At 63.4% G+C, this 16052-nt stretch carries 12 protein-coding genes; 3 read left to right on the top strand and 9 right to left on the bottom strand.

The features are described from left to right. Positions 1-27 precede the first annotated feature (27 nt). The gene (locus tag M0D67_RS04040) at positions 28-1134 is read right to left on the bottom strand and encodes an S-(hydroxymethyl)glutathione dehydrogenase/class III alcohol dehydrogenase (protein WP_063497220.1); all 1107 of its coding nucleotides are present in this window, start codon (positions 1132-1134) and stop codon (positions 28-30) included. 227 nt (positions 1135-1361) lie between these two features. Further along, positions 1362-2807 (bottom strand): xylulokinase, encoded by a 1446-nt coding sequence (locus tag M0D67_RS04035; protein WP_154558655.1) that lies wholly within the window; start codon positions 2805-2807, stop codon positions 1362-1364. A 425-nt stretch (positions 2808-3232) separates the two neighbouring features. On the opposite strand from M0D67_RS04035, the gene M0D67_RS04030 reads away from it, so the two are divergent. Beyond that, positions 3233-4642: a nucleobase:cation symporter-2 family protein gene (locus tag M0D67_RS04030; protein ID WP_154558656.1), complete on the top strand. Its 1410-nt coding sequence runs from the start codon at positions 3233-3235 to the stop codon at positions 4640-4642. A gap of 234 nt (positions 4643-4876) precedes the next feature. Here M0D67_RS04030 and M0D67_RS04025 read toward each other — a convergent pair whose 3' ends face one another. Genes M0D67_RS04025 through M0D67_RS04015 form a run of 3 tightly spaced genes read right to left on the bottom strand, consistent with a single transcriptional unit; the run spans position 4877 to position 10868 of the window. Continuing rightward, on the bottom strand, positions 4877-6394 hold the full coding sequence (locus M0D67_RS04025; RefSeq protein ID WP_154558657.1) for an efflux transporter outer membrane subunit: 1518 nt from the start codon (positions 6392-6394) through the stop codon (positions 4877-4879). Position 6395: 1 nt separating this feature from the next. Continuing rightward, the gene (locus M0D67_RS04020; RefSeq protein ID WP_154558658.1) at positions 6396-9617 is read right to left on the bottom strand and encodes an efflux RND transporter permease subunit; all 3222 of its coding nucleotides are present in this window, start codon (positions 9615-9617) and stop codon (positions 6396-6398) included. Between the two features lie 18 nt (positions 9618-9635). Next, the gene (locus M0D67_RS04015) at positions 9636-10868 is read right to left on the bottom strand and encodes an efflux RND transporter periplasmic adaptor subunit (RefSeq protein WP_154558659.1); all 1233 of its coding nucleotides are present in this window, start codon (positions 10866-10868) and stop codon (positions 9636-9638) included. Between the two features lie 429 nt (positions 10869-11297). Here M0D67_RS04015 and M0D67_RS04010 point away from each other — a divergent pair, with 429 nt between their 5' ends. Then, complete coding sequence (locus M0D67_RS04010; protein ID WP_154558712.1) at positions 11298-11975, top strand: TetR family transcriptional regulator; 678 nt, start codon at positions 11298-11300, stop codon at positions 11973-11975. Between the two features lie 4 nt (positions 11976-11979). On the opposite strand, the gene M0D67_RS04005 is transcribed toward M0D67_RS04010, so the two are convergent. After that, positions 11980-12612 carry a cysteine hydrolase family protein gene (locus M0D67_RS04005; protein ID WP_154558660.1) on the bottom strand — a complete coding sequence of 211 codons (633 nt, stop codon included), beginning with the start codon at positions 12610-12612 and terminating at the stop codon, positions 11980-11982. Positions 12613-12786: 174 nt separating this feature from the next. Here M0D67_RS04005 and M0D67_RS04000 point away from each other — a divergent pair, with 174 nt between their 5' ends. Continuing rightward, positions 12787-13785, top strand: coding sequence for a helix-turn-helix domain-containing protein (locus M0D67_RS04000; RefSeq protein ID WP_154558661.1), 999 nt, complete (start codon positions 12787-12789; stop codon positions 13783-13785). Positions 13786-13918: 133 nt separating this feature from the next. Here the strand turns inward: M0D67_RS04000 and M0D67_RS03995 are convergent, their stop codons facing one another. The 3 genes from M0D67_RS03995 to M0D67_RS03985 all read right to left on the bottom strand — a co-directional run bounded on the left by M0D67_RS03995 (position 13919) and on the right by M0D67_RS03985 (position 15793). Then, positions 13919-14680, bottom strand: a complete 762-nt coding sequence (locus M0D67_RS03995) for a CoxG family protein (protein ID WP_154558662.1) — start codon at positions 14678-14680, stop codon at positions 13919-13921. A 32-nt stretch (positions 14681-14712) separates the two neighbouring features. Next, entirely contained in the window at positions 14713-15111 is a 399-nt protein-coding gene (locus M0D67_RS03990) for a DUF427 domain-containing protein (RefSeq protein ID WP_154558663.1), read from the bottom strand. A 187-nt stretch (positions 15112-15298) separates the two neighbouring features. Further along, positions 15299-15793, bottom strand: coding sequence for a carboxypeptidase regulatory-like domain-containing protein (locus M0D67_RS03985; RefSeq protein WP_154558664.1), 495 nt, complete (start codon positions 15791-15793; stop codon positions 15299-15301). Between the last annotated feature and the right edge of the window lie 259 nt (positions 15794-16052).

The following is a 16052-nucleotide window of genomic DNA, read 5'->3' as shown; positions in this document are numbered from 1 at the left end:
TCCTTTCTGTGCCGGGTCGGTGACGCATTAGTACAGCACGACCGAGCGGATCGACTCGCCCTTCTTCATCAGGTCGAAGCCCTCGTTGATGCGCTCGAGCGGCAGACGATGCGTGATCAGGTCGTCGATGTTGATCTTGCCTTCCATGTACCAGTCGACGATCTTCGGCACATCCGTGCGGCCGCGTGCGCCACCGAATGCCGAGCCCTTCCACTCGCGGCCTGTCACCAGTTGGAACGGGCGTGTGCTGATCTCTTCACCCGCCGCCGCCACGCCGATAATGAATGACTGACCCCAGCCCTTGTGCGTGCACTCCAGCGCCTGACGCATCACCTTGGTGTTGCCGATGCATTCGAACGAATAGTCCGCGCCGCCGTCCGTGAGTTGCACGATATGGTCGACCACGTTCTCGACTTCGTTCGGGTTGATGAAGTGTGTCATGCCGAATTTCTTCGCCAACTCAATGCGGCCCGGGTTGATATCGACGCCGATGATCTTGTCCGCGCCGACCATCTTCGCACCCTGGATCACATTCAGGCCGATGCCGCCCAGGCCAAACACCACCACGTTCGCGCCCGCTTCGACCTTCGCCGAATACACCACAGCGCCGACGCCCGTCGTCACGCCGCAGCCGATGTAGCAGATCTTGTCGAACGGCGCGTCTTCACGCACCTTCGCGACCGCGATTTCCGGCACGACGATGTAGTTCGAAAACGTGGACGTGCCCATGTAGTGAAACAGCGGCTTGCCGTCCAGCGAGAAGCGCGACGTGGCATCGGGCATCAGGCCGCGGCCTTGCGTCGAACGGATCGCCTGACAAAGATTGGTCTTGCGCGACAGACAGAATTTGCACTGACGGCATTCCGGGGTGTAAAGCGGAATGACGTGGTCGCCCTTCTTCAACGTGCCGACACCCGGACCCACATCGACGATCACACCCGCACCTTCGTGACCGAGAATCGCCGGGAAGATGCCTTCAGGATCCGCGCCCGAGAGCGTGTAGTAGTCGGTGTGGCAGATACCCGTCGCTTTCACTTCAATCAGGACTTCACCGGCGCGCGGCCCTTCCAGATCCACTTCTTCGATCGTCAACGGGGCGCCGGCTTTCCATGCGATAGCTGCTTTGGTTTTCATCGTGAATGCTCCTGTGAGTCGGTGAATGCCTGGCCCGTCGCGGTGAGATATCGCGCGGCGTGCCGGTGTCGCGGTTCGCGGTTCCGCAGTTAATTCGTGTGCCGGACTGGGGACGGACAGTGTCGTCGCCGCCCGGCATCAAGCGCCGGCCTATACCTTAGCGTGCGAAAGCCGTCATGGTATTGCAAAGTACGTCGCGGCATTGTCTGTAGCTGACATCGCGTTGTTCAGCGAAGCGGGGTTTTGCCGAACCATGATTCGACGCGGCCATACAGATCGAGAAAGCGCGCATAACGTTCGGCGAGCGCCGCATCGCCTTGCGGCCCGGCAACACGCGTCGCGCCTGGCGCAAGCGCGGCGAGGTCGCTTGCGTGCCAATGCCCGCTCGCCAATCCGCCGAGGATAGCCGCGCCACGCGGCGCTGCGTTGGGGCAGTCGACGGCATGGAGTTCGACGTTTAACGCGTCGGCGAGCAACTGCCGCCAGCGCGCATCGACGGAACCGCCGCCCGCGAGCTTCAAGGTCGTCACCGTCGCGCCGCTCGCGCGGATCGCGTCAAGGCCGGCACGCAGCGAGAACGCGACGCCTTCGAATGCGGCGCGCATCATCGTGCCGCGCGAGTGGTCGAGCGCGAGGCCAAGCCAGCCGCCACGCGCGGCAGGGTTGAGCCACGGGGTGCGCTCGCCGGTGAGGTAGGGCAGGAAAGTCAGGCCTGCTGCGGCGCTTGAGATAGCGGCTGTTGTATCACCGAATGCATCACGATAAGCATCAACCCATTCATACGACAACCAACCCCGCACGCGTTCGAGCGCGACGCCGACGTTTTGCATCGCCGCCATCCGATACCAGTGATCGCTCGCGGCCCGATAGCGATGCAGGCCTTTTACCGCTTGCGGCGCGTGCTCGGCGAGTACGACGATTTGTCCACCCGTGCCGGTGGTGAGCAACGCGTCGCCATCGCTCGCGAGGCCGCTGCCAAGCGCCGCGCATGGCGTATCGGCGGCACCGATCGCGAGCACGATGCCGGCGCGCAGACCCAGTTCCTGCGCGGCCTCCCGCGACAAAATGCCGCCCGCCGCATAGGAAGGCGCAAGCGGCGCAAACCATTCATGCGGCAATTCGAGCCGCTCGAGCAGCGCCTGATCCCACACGCCAGCGGGATCGGCAAGCGCGGTCGCGCAGGCGTCGGAGGGATCGGTTGCGACCGCGCCGCCCAACGCGACGCGCAACCAATCCTTAGGTTGCAGCGCCCATCGCGTCTTGCGCGCGGACTGCGGTTCGTTCTGGACGATCCAGCGCAGCAAAGGACCGGCCATGCCTGGCGCAACAGGATTCGGCTGCGGCTCGGGCCATTGATCGAGCAGACCCAACGCGCGCGTGTCGGGCCAGAGCATCGCCGGACGCACGGCTTCGCCATCGGCGTCGATCAACACGACACCGTGCATCTGTCCGGAGAAACCGATTGCATGCACGTCGCGACGCAACCCGGCAGGCAAACGCCTCGCCGCTTCGCATAGCGCGCGCCACCAGGTTTGCACCGAGATTTCGGCCCATCCGGGATGCGGTGTTTCGAGGGCATACGCGACACTCGCCGCTGCCTGCTCGCGGCCGTTTTCGTCGACGATTGCGACTTTCAGGGAGCCGGTGCCGAGGTCGATGCCAAGAAAACTCATGGGCGATAGGACGTCAATTTGAGCTTAGGGACAAGCAAGCGAAAGGTGCCTGGAACGGCGTATTTTCCGTCACCGCTGCGCGGCTTCGGAAGCGCGCCCGAATGCACGCTGAAAACCCGGAATCGCGGGTTAACCCCGCCACGCCGCGAGCCGCACGAAAACAGCACTATGCGTCGAGCGAGATACACCTCATTGATTCTCACACATATCCCGTTAGGACGGGCGCGCGCGGCGCGTGAGCGCCCATCGCCGCTGCAAGGGGCTTCCGGCGGATTTGTGCGGCGCACGCATTTCTTTTGCCTTTCAAACAGGCCTCATCCATATCGTCACCGGGAATGCCGGAATAGGCCCCAGTGGTCTTGTTGCAGCTTTTCGTTCCGCATACCTTGGAGCCATCCCAAAACGAGATGGTGGAGAGAGACAAAATGCAATCGAACACGGTTCACCCGTGCGACGAGCGACTGCCCGCGGGCCAGTTGCTGACGCTCGGCATTCAGCACGTTTTGGTGATGTACGCAGGCGCAGTTGCGGTGCCGCTGATCGTAGGCGCGGCACTGAAATTGCCGAAAGACCAGATCGCGTTCCTGATTAGCGCCGACCTGTTTTCCTGCGGCATCGCCACGCTGATTCAGACCCTCGGTCTGTGGATCTTCGGCATCCGTCTGCCGGTCATCATGGGCTGCACGTTCGCGGCTGTCGGTCCGATGGTCGCGATCGGCACCAACCCTTCGCTCGGCATTCTCGACATCTTCGGCTCGACGATCGCGGCCGGTGTCATCGGCATTCTTCTCGCACCGGCGGTCGGCAAGCTGCTGCGCTTTTTCCCGCCGGTGGTGATCGGCGTGGTGATCTCGGTGATCGGCCTCTCGCTGATGGAAGTGGGCATCAACTGGGCAGCCGGTGGTGTCGGCAACCCTGACTACGGCAATCCGGTCTATCTCGGCCTGTCGCTCCTCGTGTTGATGCTGATCCTGCTGATCAACAAATTTGCCAAGGGCTTCCTCGCCAATATCTCGGTGCTGCTCGGCATCGTTGCGGGTTTCCTCATCGCGCTGGTGCTTGGCCGCGTGAACATGGACGGCGTCACGCACGCACCGTGGGTCGGCATCGTGATGCCGTTCCACTTCGGCCTGCCGCATTTCGATCCGCTCGCGATTGCGACGATGGTCACCGTGATGTTCGTCACCTTCATCGAATCGACTGGCATGTTCCTCGCGGTCGGCGACATGGTCGATCGTCCGGTGGATCAGAAGACGCTGGTGCGCGGTCTACGCGTCGACGGTCTGGGCACGCTGATCGGCGGCATCTTCAACTCGTTCCCGCATACCTCGTTCTCGCAGAACGTCGGCCTGATCGGCGTGACGGGTGTGAAGAGCCGCTTTGTCTGCGCGATGGGCGGCGTGATCCTGGTGCTGCTGGGCCTGTTCCCGAAGATGGCGCAAGTGGTGGCTTCCGTGCCGGCCTTCGTGCTTGGCGGTGCGGGGATCGTGATGTTCGGCATGGTCGCGGCAAACGGCATCAAGGTGCTGGCCAAGGTCGACTTCGTGAAGAACCATCACAACCTGTTCATCGTCGCGGTGAGCATCGGCATGGGCCTGGTGCCGGTGGTGTCGCCGCAATTTTTCTCGAAGCTGCCGCCGGCGCTGTCGCCGCTGTTGCATAGCGGGATCTTGCTGGCGTCGGTGTCGGCGGTCGTGCTGAACCTGATCTTCAACGGCGTGAAGAGCGAGAAGAAGGCGCAGTGCGAGATTCGCAAGGCCGGACATGATTTCGACGGACGCGGCGGTAATGAATCGCCACGCGACGAGATGCTGCGTGCGGCGGATTTGCACTGAGCGTCGGGCCGCAGGCAACGCTGCGCGAGAGAGATCGCGCTGAGCGTGAGTGATGGGTTGAGCCGGGTCGATCCGAGTTGGGTTGATCCGAGTTGGATTGTGATCCGAGCTGAGTTGATCTCAGCGCCAACAAAAACGCCACGGCATGCCGTGGCGTCTTTTTTATTACCAGTTGCGCAGGACGGCATTCCTGATAAAACCGAAACCTGCCCTACGCGCCTGCTACTACAAGACTCAACCCGCAGTCGCCGCCGAAGCCGCCACCGGCGCACTTGCCGCACCGTAATCGACCGGTGCATCGGCCGGACGCGGCTGCTCGCCGGCCCGTTCGATCCAGCCGCCGCCGAGTGCCTGGTACAGCGTGACCAGGTTCTGCAGACGCTGCATGCGCGCGGTCACCAGCAACTGCTGCGATATATACAGATCGTTCTGTGCGGTCAGCACCGACAGATAGCTGTCGACACCGTTCCTATAACGCAGGTCCGACAGATCCAGCCGGCGCTGCTCGGCAAAGGTATTGCGCTCCAGCGCCTGGATCTGCTGATCGTACGTGCCGCGTGCCGCCAGTCCGTCCGCCACTTCGCGGAACGCCGTCTGGATCGCCTTCTCATACGTTGCGATCTGGATGTTCTTCTGCACGGTGGCGAGGTCGAGATTGGCCTTGTTCGCGCCGCCCTCGAAGATCGGCAACGTGATCGACGGCGCGAAGCTCCACGCCGCCGAACCCGGCTTGAACAGACCGCCGAGCGTCGGGCTCAGCGTGCCGAAACTGCCGGTCAGCGAGACCTTCGGGAAGAACGCTGCGCGCGCCGCGCCGATGTTCGCGTTGGCCGCGAGCAGATTCTCCTCGGCCTCCATGATGTCCGGACGACGTGTCAGCAGATCGGACGGCAGGCCCGCCGGAACATCCGTCAGGAGGTTCTGATTGTCCAGCGTCATGCCCGGCGGCAGATCGTCCGGCAACGGCTCGCCGACCAGCAGCACGAGCGCGTTGTCCGCCTGAGCCCGCAGACGCGCCTGCGACTGCAGGTTTGCCTGCGCCTGGTCGACCACCGTTTCTGACTGCCGCAGGTCCAGTTCCGAACCCGTGCCGTTGTCGAACTGCAGCTTGGCGATCCGGTACGACTCCTGCGCGGTCTTCAGCGTGTTCTGCGTGACCTTCAGCAGATCGTCCACCTCGAGCACCGTCATGTACTGATTCGCCACCTGCGAGACCAGCGCGATTTCCGCAGCCTTGCGCGCCTGAGCGGTGGCCAGGTATTGAGCCAACGCTTGATCCTTCAGGCTTTGAATCCGCCCGAAGAAGTCGATTTCCCAGGAAGCGTTCAGACCCACCGAGTAGGTGTTGCTGATCGTCAGACCAGTGGACGTCAGATCTTTCGGCGTGCGCTGTTTGCTTTGCGAAGCCGCAGCGTTCAGCGTCGGGAACAGCGCCGCGCGAGTGATCTGGTACTGCGCCTGCGATGCCTGGATATTCAGCACCGACACGCGCAGATCGCGGTTGTTCTTCAGCGCGATTTCGATCAGCCGCTGCAAACGCGCATCGGCGAAGAAATCACGCCAGCCGATGTCGGCGGCCGCCTGGCCGTTCGCGGTCCGCGAGGCACTCGCCGCGCCCGGCTGCGTGTCGTACACGCCGCCTGTCGGGAAGGTCGCCGTCACGGGCTCATCCGGGCGATGGTACTTCGGCGCCATCGTGCAACCCGCGGCGAACAGCGCAACCGCCACTGCAATCAAAGAGTGTTTTTGCATCTCAATGTCCGTCCTTGCCCGAGCCTTGATCAGTCGACCCGCCAGCCGACCCGCCACCTTGCGGATCATGCGGATGGTGCTGGTTGTAGTGTGCGAGCGCGTCATCCGGGTCTTCCTTCTCGCCGCCGAACTTCGCGCGGATCACGACGAAGAACATCGGGATCATGAAAATCGCGAGGAAGGTCGCCGTCAACATCCCGCCGATCACGCCCGTACCGATTGCGTGCTGGCTGGCCGAGCCCGCGCCGTTACTGATCGCGAGCGGCATCACGCCGAGAATGAACGCGAGCGAGGTCATCAGAATCGGACGCAACCGCAGACGCGCTGCTTCCAGCGCGGCCTCGATCGGCCCCATGCCTTCACCCTGCTGCAACTCGCGGGCGAATTCCACGATCAGAATCGCGTTCTTCGCCGACAGCCCCACCGTGGTCAACAGACCCACCTGGAAGAACACGTCGTTCTCGAGCCCGCGCAGCGTAGCGGCCAGCAGTGCGCCGATCACGCCGAGCGGCACCACCATGATCACCGAGAACGGGATCGACCAGCTTTCATACAGCGCCGCGAGACACAGGAACACAACCAGGATCGAGATGCCGTACAGAATCGGCGCCTGCGAACCGGACTGGCGTTCCTGCAACGACAAGCCCGTCCATTCGTAGCCGATACCCGCCGGCAGCTTCGCCACGAGTGCTTCCATGGCCGTCATGGCCTGACCGGTCGACTTGCCCGGTGCAGCCGCGCCCTGGATTTCCACCGCCGAGATACCGTTGTAGCGCTCGAGCTTCGGCGAACCATAGGACCACGTACCGCTCGCGAACGATGAGAACGGCACCATGGTGCCGACCGTATTGCGCACGTACCAGGCGTTCAGGTCTTCCGGTTTCATCCGGAACGGTGCGTCGCCTTGCAGATACACCTTCTTGATCCGGCCGTCGGTATCGAGGAAGTTGTTCACGTACTGCGACGCCCATGCGATCGAGAACGTCTGGTCGATCACCGACAGCGACACGCCGAGCGCAGCAGCCTTCTCGTGGTCGATGTTCACCGTGAACTGCGGCGTATCGTTCAGGCCGTTCGGGCGCACCTGAGCCAGCGTCGGATCTTTCGCGGCCATGCCCAACAGCATGTTGCGAGCCTGCATCAGCTTCTCGTGGCCGATACCGGCGCGATCCTGCAACTCGAAGTCGAAGCCGGCAGCCGTGCCGAGTTCAGGAATCGACGGCGGATTCACCGGATACACCAGCGCGTTCTTGTAGCCCGAGAAGTGCATGAAGAGGCGGCCAACCAGCGCCTGCACCTTCTGATCCGAGTGCTGACGCACCGCGTAGTCCTTCATCCGCACGAACACGAGACCCGCGTTCTGACCGCGGCCGGCGAAGCTGAAGCCGTTCACCGTGAAGGTCGATTCGACGATGCTCTTCTCGGTGTTGAGCAGGTAGTCGGAAACGTCCTTCAGCGCATGCGCAGTGGTTTCCTGCGTCGAGCCGGACGGCGTTTGCACCAGCACGAACATCGTGCCCTGGTCTTCGTCAGGCAGGAACGACTTCGGCAACTTCACGAACAGCAGGCCAACCGCGAAGATCACCACCATGTAGATGATCAGCCAACGGCCCGAGCGCTTGATCACGTGGTGAACGCCCGAGTGATACTTGTCGCGGCTCTTGTTGAACGTGCGGTTGAACCAGCCGAAGAAACCGGTGGTTTTTTCCTGATGGCCCTTTTCGATCGGCTTCAAGATCGTCGCGCACAGCGCCGGCGTCAGAATCAACGCGACCAGCACGGACAGCACCATCGCCGCCACGATCGTCAACGAGAACTGCCGGTAAATAGCCCCGACCGAACCGCCCGAGAACGCCACCGGCACGAACACCGCCGACAGCACGAGCGCCACGCCGACCAGCGCGCCGGTAATCTGGTCCATCGCCTTGCGGGTCGCATCTCGAGGCGATAACCCCTCCTCCTGCATCACCCGCTCGACGTTTTCCACCACCACGATCGCATCGTCCACCAGCAAGCCGATCGCCAGCACGAGCCCGAACATGGACAGCGTGTTGATCGAGAAGCCCACGATACCCATGATCGCGAACGTGCCCAGCAGCACCACCGGCACGGCGATCGTCGGGATCAGCGTGGCGCGCAGGTTCTGCAGGAACAGGTACATGACCAGGAACACCAGCACGATACCTTCGAGCAGCGTCTTGACCACTTCTTCGATCGACAGACGCACGAACGGCGTGGTGTCGTATGGATATTGCACGACGAGGCCGTGCGGGAAGTACTTCGACAGTTCGGCGACCTTCGCGCGCACTGCCTTGGCCGTAGCCAGCGCGTTCGCGCCGGTGGCGAGCTGAATACCGAAGCCTGCCGTCGGCGCACCGTTGTACTTGGTGTCGAAGTTGTAGTTTTCGCCGCCGAGCTCGATGTGGCCCACGTCCTTGATACGGACTTGCGAGCCGTCCGTGTTCACCTTCAGCAGCACGTTGCCGAACTGTTCAGGCGTATTGAGCAGCGTGGCTTCCGTGATGGTGGCCTGCAGCACCTGGCCCGGCACCGACGGCGTGCCGCCGAGCGAACCGCCCGCGACCTGCACGTTCTGCGCTTGCAATGCCGTCTGCACGTCTACCGGCGTAAGGCCGAAGTTGGTCAGCTTGTTCGCATCCAGCCAGATCCGCATCGCATACTGCGAGCCGAACAGCGTCACCGTGCCCACACCGTCGATCCGGCTGACCGGATCCTGGACGTTCGACGCGACGTAGTTCGCCAGGTCGTACTTGTTCATGCTGCCGTCTTCGGACACGAACGCCATCACCAGCAAGAAGCTGCTGCTCGACTTCGTGACCTTGGTACCCAACTGCTGCACGGCTTGCGGCAACAGCGGCGTGGCGAGCTGCAGCTTGTTCTGCACCTGCACCTGCGCGATGTCAGGATTGGTGCCGGCTGCGAACGTCAGCGTGATGGTTGCCGTACCCGAGTCGTCCGACGTGGACGACAGATACAGCAAGTGGTCGAGACCACTCATCTGTTGCTCGATCACCTGCGTGACGGTGTTTTCCACCGTCTTCGCCGATGCGCCCGGGTACGTTGCGCTGATCTGCACGGCCGGCGGCGCGATGGTCGGGTATTGCGCGATCGGCAACGTAAAGACCGACGCGATACCCGCGAGCATCAGAATAATGGCGATCACCCATGCAAAAATCGGGCGATCAATAAAGAACTTTGCCATGAGGCGGGCTCCCTGTTATTACGCGCCCGATGCAGCAGAAGCGGGTTTAGCCGTCTGCGTCGCACCGCTGGCGGCCGGCGCACCCTGAGCGGATGCGTCGGAAGCGGGTGTGGCGGGAAGTTGCGCGGCAACGGCCTTGACCTGTGCGCCCGGGCGGACCTTGTCGGTGCCCTGGACAATCACGCGGTCGCCGGCCTTCAGGCCGCTTTCCACCACCCAGTTCGAACCGTACGTGCCCGCAGTGACGAGCTGACGCAACGCGACCTTGTTGTCGTCGCCGACCACCAGCGCGGTCGGCTGACCCTTCTGGTCATGCGTGATGCCGACTTGCGGCACGACGAGCGCGCTGTCGTTGATGCCTTCCTCGATCTTCGCGCGCACGAACATGCCCGGCAGCAGCACCTTGTCCGCGTTCTTGAAGATCGCGCGCACGGTCACCGAGCCGGTGGTCTGGTCGACCGTCACGTCGGTGAACTGCAGCTTGCCCTTTTCCGAATAGGTGCGGCCGTCTTCGAGAATCAGCGAGACCTTGGCAGCGTCCGGGCCACTCGTCTTCAGGCGCCCTTCCTGCACTTCGCGGCGCAGCTTCAGGCCGTCGAGGCTGGATTGCGTCAGGTCCACATAGACCGGGTCGAGTTGCTGGACCGTTGCCAGCAGCGTGGCGGCGCTCGCCTGCACATACGCGCCCGGCGTGACTTGCGACACGCCGATCTGGCCGGTCACCGGCGAGGTCACGTCGGTATAGCCGAGGTTGATCTGCGCTGTGTCGACCGCTGCCTTGCCGGCGGCCACGTCAGCTGCGGCCTGGCCTGCAGAGGCCACCGCGTTGTCGTAGTCCTGCTTGCTGACCGCATTGGCGGCCACCAGCACCTTGAAGCGGTTGGCTTGCGCGGTGGTCGAGACGAGATTGGCCTGGGCCTTCGCCAGCGTTGCCTTCGCGTTGTTCAACGTCGCGATGTAGGGCGCCGGATCGATCTTGTACAGACGCTGACCAGCCTTGACCTCGCCGCCTTCCGTGAATTCGCGGCGCAGCACGATGCCGTCGACCCGTGCACGCACTTGCGCGACGAGGAAGGCACTGGTGCGGCCGGGCAATTCGGTGACGACGGGCACAGCCGTCGGCTGGACGGTGACGACACCCACTTCGGGCGTTTGTTGCGGCGGGGCAGATTGTTTTGGTCCGCACGCTGCCAGCAATACGGCAGCCGTCGCGGCACTGATTAAGCGGAATGGAACCCGTTCGACGCGCATGGAGCGACCTCTGTCAAAGACTGAGAATGAAAAAGTGCGCGCATCCCTACCCCGGGGACGACAGCGCACACATGCGTCTTGCGACGCGTGACCGGAAGCCCGTGGATGCAAACCGCACCTGCAGGGGCATCCTGAGCAAAATGCGCCATACCGGGGAAATGCCGCACGGCGCCGCCCGTCGGGGCACGGCGCAAGAGCGTTTTGAAAGGCAACAGTGACGGATATTAACCGGTCGTCACGGCTTGGGCTATCCGATCGTGGGATGCTATTATATATACATCCACGAATGCATGTAAAAGTGCGTTTAGTTCTTTGCAGGCGGGGGGCCTGCAAGATCGCTTCGTAAATTGCTTAACGGCAGACAGATTGTCATCGAGCGTACTTAAAAGCGCCCGGGAAAACCCCACAATCAGGGCAGGTCACCACAATATGGTCAGAAGAACCAAGGAAGAGGCACAGGAGACGCGCAACAGCATTCTCGACGCGGCCGAACGGGTTTTCTTCGAGAAGGGTGTATCGCGCACGTCGCTCGCCGACATCGCGCAGGCCGCCGGCGTGACGCGCGGCGCAATCTATTGGCATTTCGCGCACAAAGGCGATCTGTTTACCGAAATGTTCGACCGCGTGCTGCTGCCGCTGGACGAACTCAAGGCCGCCTCGCAAGACCCCAATGAACCCGACCCGCTCGGGCGCCTGACGGAAATCTGCACGGTCTGCCTGCGCGATACCGCCAACGACCCGCGCCGCCGGCGGGTGTTCGACATCCTCTTTCTGAAGTGCGAGTTCGTCGAAGAGATGGGTCCGGTGATGATCCGTTATCAGACCAACATGCGCGAAGGGCTGTTGAAGATCGAGGGCGGTCTGCGCAATGCGATCTCCAAAGGGCAATTGCCGGCCGATCTCGACACCAGAATCGCGGCGACGATGGTGCATGCGTTCATCAGCGGCTCGCTGCGCGACATGCTGTTTTTGCAGGCGGCGACCGATTTCAGCAAGCATGCGGAGCAAATGGTCGCCGGGATGTTCGATGCGCTACGGCTGAGTCCGGCGCTGCGCATCGGGAATCGGACGGCAGCCGCCGCCCGGTTACCCGGTCAGACTAGCTAGATACTTACGCCGCGACCCGGCGCGCCCGCGCCTTCTGATTCGACGTGTAGATATCGCCGCGTTCGAGCGGCGCCTCACCCTGCACCGTGGCGATCCACTGCTCCGTACTCGCCACCGCCGCGAAGTTCGACTGTAGGACCACGCTGAAGACCCGGTGAATCTCCTGCGCGCTCGCAAAGCCCGCGCTGTTCTCATAGGGCAGCGAGCCGGCTGCGTCGTGCAGAAATTCGACGGCAAACCCCGCATGGTATGCGTGGTTGATCGTCGACGCGTCGCAGTTGTGCGTCATGTAACCGACGACCGTCAGCGTGTCGATCTGCTGCGCGGCCAGCCAGTCGGCGAGATCAGTACCGGTAAAGGCGCTCGCCCGCGACTTCTCAATGTAGTGATCGTGTGCCCGCGCACCCACCACCGGATGCAGCTCGGCGCTTTCGCTGCCGCGCGCGAACACCGGCGAGCCGGCCGGCGCGAGATGTTGCACGACCACCACCGGCACACCGGCGGCACGAGCCGCATCCATCGCCCGGCCGATGTTGGCGAGCGAGGTTTGCACATCCGGGTATTCGATCGGCAGATCGCCGGTAACGTATTCGTTCTGCACATCGATGACGATCAGCGCGCGGCGGGGTGCGGTCATAGCAAGACTCCTGTCAGTTGAGCAGTTAGGGCTCGCGCTGCGCGACCCGGGATGGGCGTTCTGCAGGCAGCGGCGATGAAGCATTGTTCGTCAGCCGCCATGTCCCCGATAGCGACCCGAATGACAATCTTCGCTAGAATCGGGCCATCGTTAAATGTCACGGGGCGATTGCGAATGACGGCTACATCCACCTCCTCTACCGCCGGGCGCGACGTCGCGCCCCGCCATGTCGTCGCGGTCGTCGCGTTCGACGGCATCAGCCCGTTCCATCTTTCGGTACCGTGCGTGGTGTTCGGCGAGGACCGCAGCAACGGTGGCTTGCCCGATTTCGACTTTCGCGTCTGCGCTGCCGAGCGCTGCGCCCTGACCACCACCGCCGGCTTCTCGATCGCGGTCACACATGGGCTCGAAGCACTCGCCGACGCGGATACGATCATCGTGCCGAGCTGGCGCGATCCGGACGAGACGCCGCCCGCCGCCCTGCTCGACGCACTGCGCGCCGCCCATGCACGCGGCGCCCAGTTGGTCGGGCTGTGTCTTGGCGCGTTCGTGCTGGCCGCCGCAGGCATTCTCGACGACCGGCCGGCGTCGACCCACTGGGCGTGGGCGGACGATTTCGCTCGCCGCTATCCGCGCGTGCGGCTCGATCCCGACGTGCTCTATGTCGACGACGGCAACGTACTGACTTCGGCCGGCACCGCTGCCGGTCTCGACTGCTGCCTGCATGTCCTGCGCAAGATGAGCGGCGCGCAGGCGGCGAACTATGTCGCGCGACGACTGGTGGTGCCGCCGCATCGGCAGGGTGGCCAGGCGCAATACATTCAGCAACCGGTCGCGCCGAACGTGCGCGGCGACCGCCTGTCCTGTCTGCTCGATTGGGTAAGCGGGAATCTGGATGCGCCGCATACGCTCGACACGCTCGCCGAACGCGCGTTGATGAGCCGCCGCACGTTTACGCGACGCTTCCGGCTCGCCACCGGCACGACCGTCGGCGCATGGCTGCTGACGCAGCGGCTCGGCCGTGCGCAGCAACTGTTGGAAAGCACGGATGAGTCCGTGGAAGCGATCGCGGGGATTGCGGGATTCGGCTCGACCGCCTCGCTACGGCAACATTTCGCGGAGGCGTTCCGCACCTCGCCATCCGCGTGGAGGCGGGAGTTCCGCGGCGTGTGAGCGCGGGTGAGACCGGCAAAAGCGGATAGCGCATTCAAGGACCGCAAATGCCGTGTGGTCGACGGTGTTTCGTAGTCGCCCACCAGGATTTCGTAGTCGCGCTGGCACGACAGCGGTGCGCCAAGCCACGCCGTCACTGCTCGCTAATCCAGCGCGCCACATACAACAGCAGCGCCACCAGAAAAATCATGACCGCCCACGCCCAGTTCGGCACGACATGCGGATTGGGTTCGCGATGCGAGACTCCATGCGACACACCGTGGGCCGCCCCATGCGATGCGCTCGCCGCCCGCCCGGTCAGCGCATTGCCATGATCCACGCGCGTGCGCCGGGCAATCCCGCCAAGCGTGATCGGCCGCAGAAACACGTGCTGCCGACGCGCCGCCGAACCGCGTGCACGGTTCGGCCCTTGCCCATGCTTGGCTCGAACGACCGCGCCGAACTCGTCGAAAAAATCGTCGGCCAGTTGATGCAACGCGTTTTCGAGCTGGCGCGTGGGCAGTTCGGCGAGCGGCCCGGACGAGGTCGCCCAGATCGTGTAATCGATCCGCGTGCCCCGCTCCCTGCCGACGCCATGCGAGCCATCGTCCGCGCGCAACCTCACTTCGATCTGGCCGCGCAACGAGCCGATGCCCTCGGCGCGCGCCTTGAAGTTGATGGTGCGGCGCTGCGCGTCCGCCGGTCCGGAATCCTGGCCGGCGACATGGGCACGCGCTTCGTAACGCGCGCGCAGCGGCCCGAGCGGCACGGTCATGGTCAGTGCATATTCGCCGTCGCCGAGCCGTGTGAACGACTCGCAGTTGTCGAGGCTGGCACGCAACAAGGCGAGGTCCTGCAACGCGTCCCAAACGTCGGACGGCGCAAGCGGAATCCGTAACGCGTCGTTCAGTTCCATGGCAGCCTCCCCGATGAACGCGCGACAGCCGGTCAGGACGTCTGATCGATGCGGTCGACGCGCGATGCGTAAAACGCGAGATACCCTTTTATCTTTAGCGCCGGTTCAAGCGGCGTCTCATAGCTCCAGACGGCGTTTTCGATCAGACCGTCTTCGGTGCGCAAATGATAGTACGAGGCTTCGCCCTTGAACGGGCAGTGCGAAGTATGGGTGGAGCGTTCGAGGCGTGCCATGTTGACGTCGCCGCGCGGAAAATAGAACACGTCCGGCAGGCCGGTTTCGGTGAGCGTCAAGCCGGCCTGGGTATCGGCCATCGTCACGCCGCCGTGGATCACCCGCACCCGATGGTTGTTGCCGCTGATGGCGATGGTGTGCCCGCCCGTGCTCGCGCCGGCGCCGGGGCTTCCGTGAGGTGTCAAGGCATCGCTCATGTCTCGGCTCCGTGATGGGATGTAACCCGGGATGCAACTCGGGGTGCAACTCGGTATGCGGTCGTGCAACAAAAAAGCCACGGGGTGCACCCGTGGCTTCATTATCGGCCAAAGTTAAGCCGATTGCGCGGCCTTCCTGAATGCCGCTGGGGCGTCTCGCCCGGCGCCGCTCAGAGAGGCGAGCCGCTTATTGCGTATTCCAGTAGAACGCCGCCTTGGCGGTGCCCTTGGCCGGAATCGTCACCGCCTTGGTCTGGTCGTTATCCTTGTACTGCGCATGCACGGTATAGCGGCCCGGGCGCAGCCTGACCAGCATATACGGCCCACGCGAGGTGGCGGTCAGCACATTGCCATCGTGCGCATCGACGATCCGCACGTGGATGTCGGCGAGAAAATCGGAGCCGGGGCCGGTGAAGCGCATCGACAGCGGCCACTGGCTTTGCGCCTGCTGCAATGCTTTCGATTCGTCGAGACCGACGCCGCCCGACACGAACGAGACGTCGCCCTGGTGCTGGATTTGCGGCAGGCCGCCACCGTTGGCGTTGCCCGCGCTGCTTTCGTCGGTGGTCGTGCCGCCCGTTACGTCACTCGCCTGCGCGTAAGCGCCGCCCGCCAGACCGAGCGTGAGCGCTGCGCAAACTGCGGCGGCTACGATCCTTCGCTGCTTGCGTTGGGTTTTCATCGGTTCGCTCCTTCTTTAGGTCCTTGTCGTCCGGAATCCCTCGGAGGGTCCAGATCAAGGAAGACGCAACCTGCGTGCCCGCCATCAGTTCGCGTCGTATGGAAACCGCTGCTGCGCCATGCCATGCGGCGCAGAGCGCCCTGCTTTACAGCTTTGATACAGCGTTGAATCACGGCTTTGAAACAGATAAAAAAATGCCGGTCCGTACGCAGTAAGTGCAAGGACCGGCAAGCATTACTTCAATGCGATCAATGTCCGC

Source organism: Paraburkholderia sp. SECH4 (assembly GCF_030511745.1).
Classification (GTDB): Bacteria; Pseudomonadota; Gammaproteobacteria; order Burkholderiales; family Burkholderiaceae; genus Paraburkholderia; species Paraburkholderia madseniana.
Note: the sequence above shows the minus strand (reverse complement) of the source record. Positions and strands in the feature narration are given on the sequence as shown.

Coding starts and splice junctions, on each gene's coding strand:
- M0D67_RS04040 (WP_063497220.1), bottom strand. CDS start 1,134: ATGAAAACCAAAGCAGCTATCGCATGGAAAGCCGGCGCCCCGTTGACG.
- M0D67_RS04035 (WP_154558655.1), bottom strand. CDS start 2,807: ATGAGTTTTCTTGGCATCGACCTCGGCACCGGCTCCCTGAAAGTCGCA.
- M0D67_RS04030 (WP_154558656.1), top strand. CDS start 3,233: ATGCAATCGAACACGGTTCACCCGTGCGACGAGCGACTGCCCGCGGGC.
- M0D67_RS04025 (WP_154558657.1), bottom strand. CDS start 6,394: ATGCAAAAACACTCTTTGATTGCAGTGGCGGTTGCGCTGTTCGCCGCG.
- M0D67_RS04020 (WP_154558658.1), bottom strand. CDS start 9,617: ATGGCAAAGTTCTTTATTGATCGCCCGATTTTTGCATGGGTGATCGCC.
- M0D67_RS04015 (WP_154558659.1), bottom strand. CDS start 10,868: ATGCGCGTCGAACGGGTTCCATTCCGCTTAATCAGTGCCGCGACGGCT.
- M0D67_RS04010 (WP_154558712.1), top strand. CDS start 11,298: ATGGTCAGAAGAACCAAGGAAGAGGCACAGGAGACGCGCAACAGCATT.
- M0D67_RS04005 (WP_154558660.1), bottom strand. CDS start 12,612: ATGACCGCACCCCGCCGCGCGCTGATCGTCATCGATGTGCAGAACGAA.
- M0D67_RS04000 (WP_154558661.1), top strand. CDS start 12,787: ATGACGGCTACATCCACCTCCTCTACCGCCGGGCGCGACGTCGCGCCC.
- M0D67_RS03995 (WP_154558662.1), bottom strand. CDS start 14,680: ATGGAACTGAACGACGCGTTACGGATTCCGCTTGCGCCGTCCGACGTT.
- M0D67_RS03990 (WP_154558663.1), bottom strand. CDS start 15,111: ATGAGCGATGCCTTGACACCTCACGGAAGCCCCGGCGCCGGCGCGAGC.
- M0D67_RS03985 (WP_154558664.1), bottom strand. CDS start 15,793: ATGAAAACCCAACGCAAGCAGCGAAGGATCGTAGCCGCCGCAGTTTGC.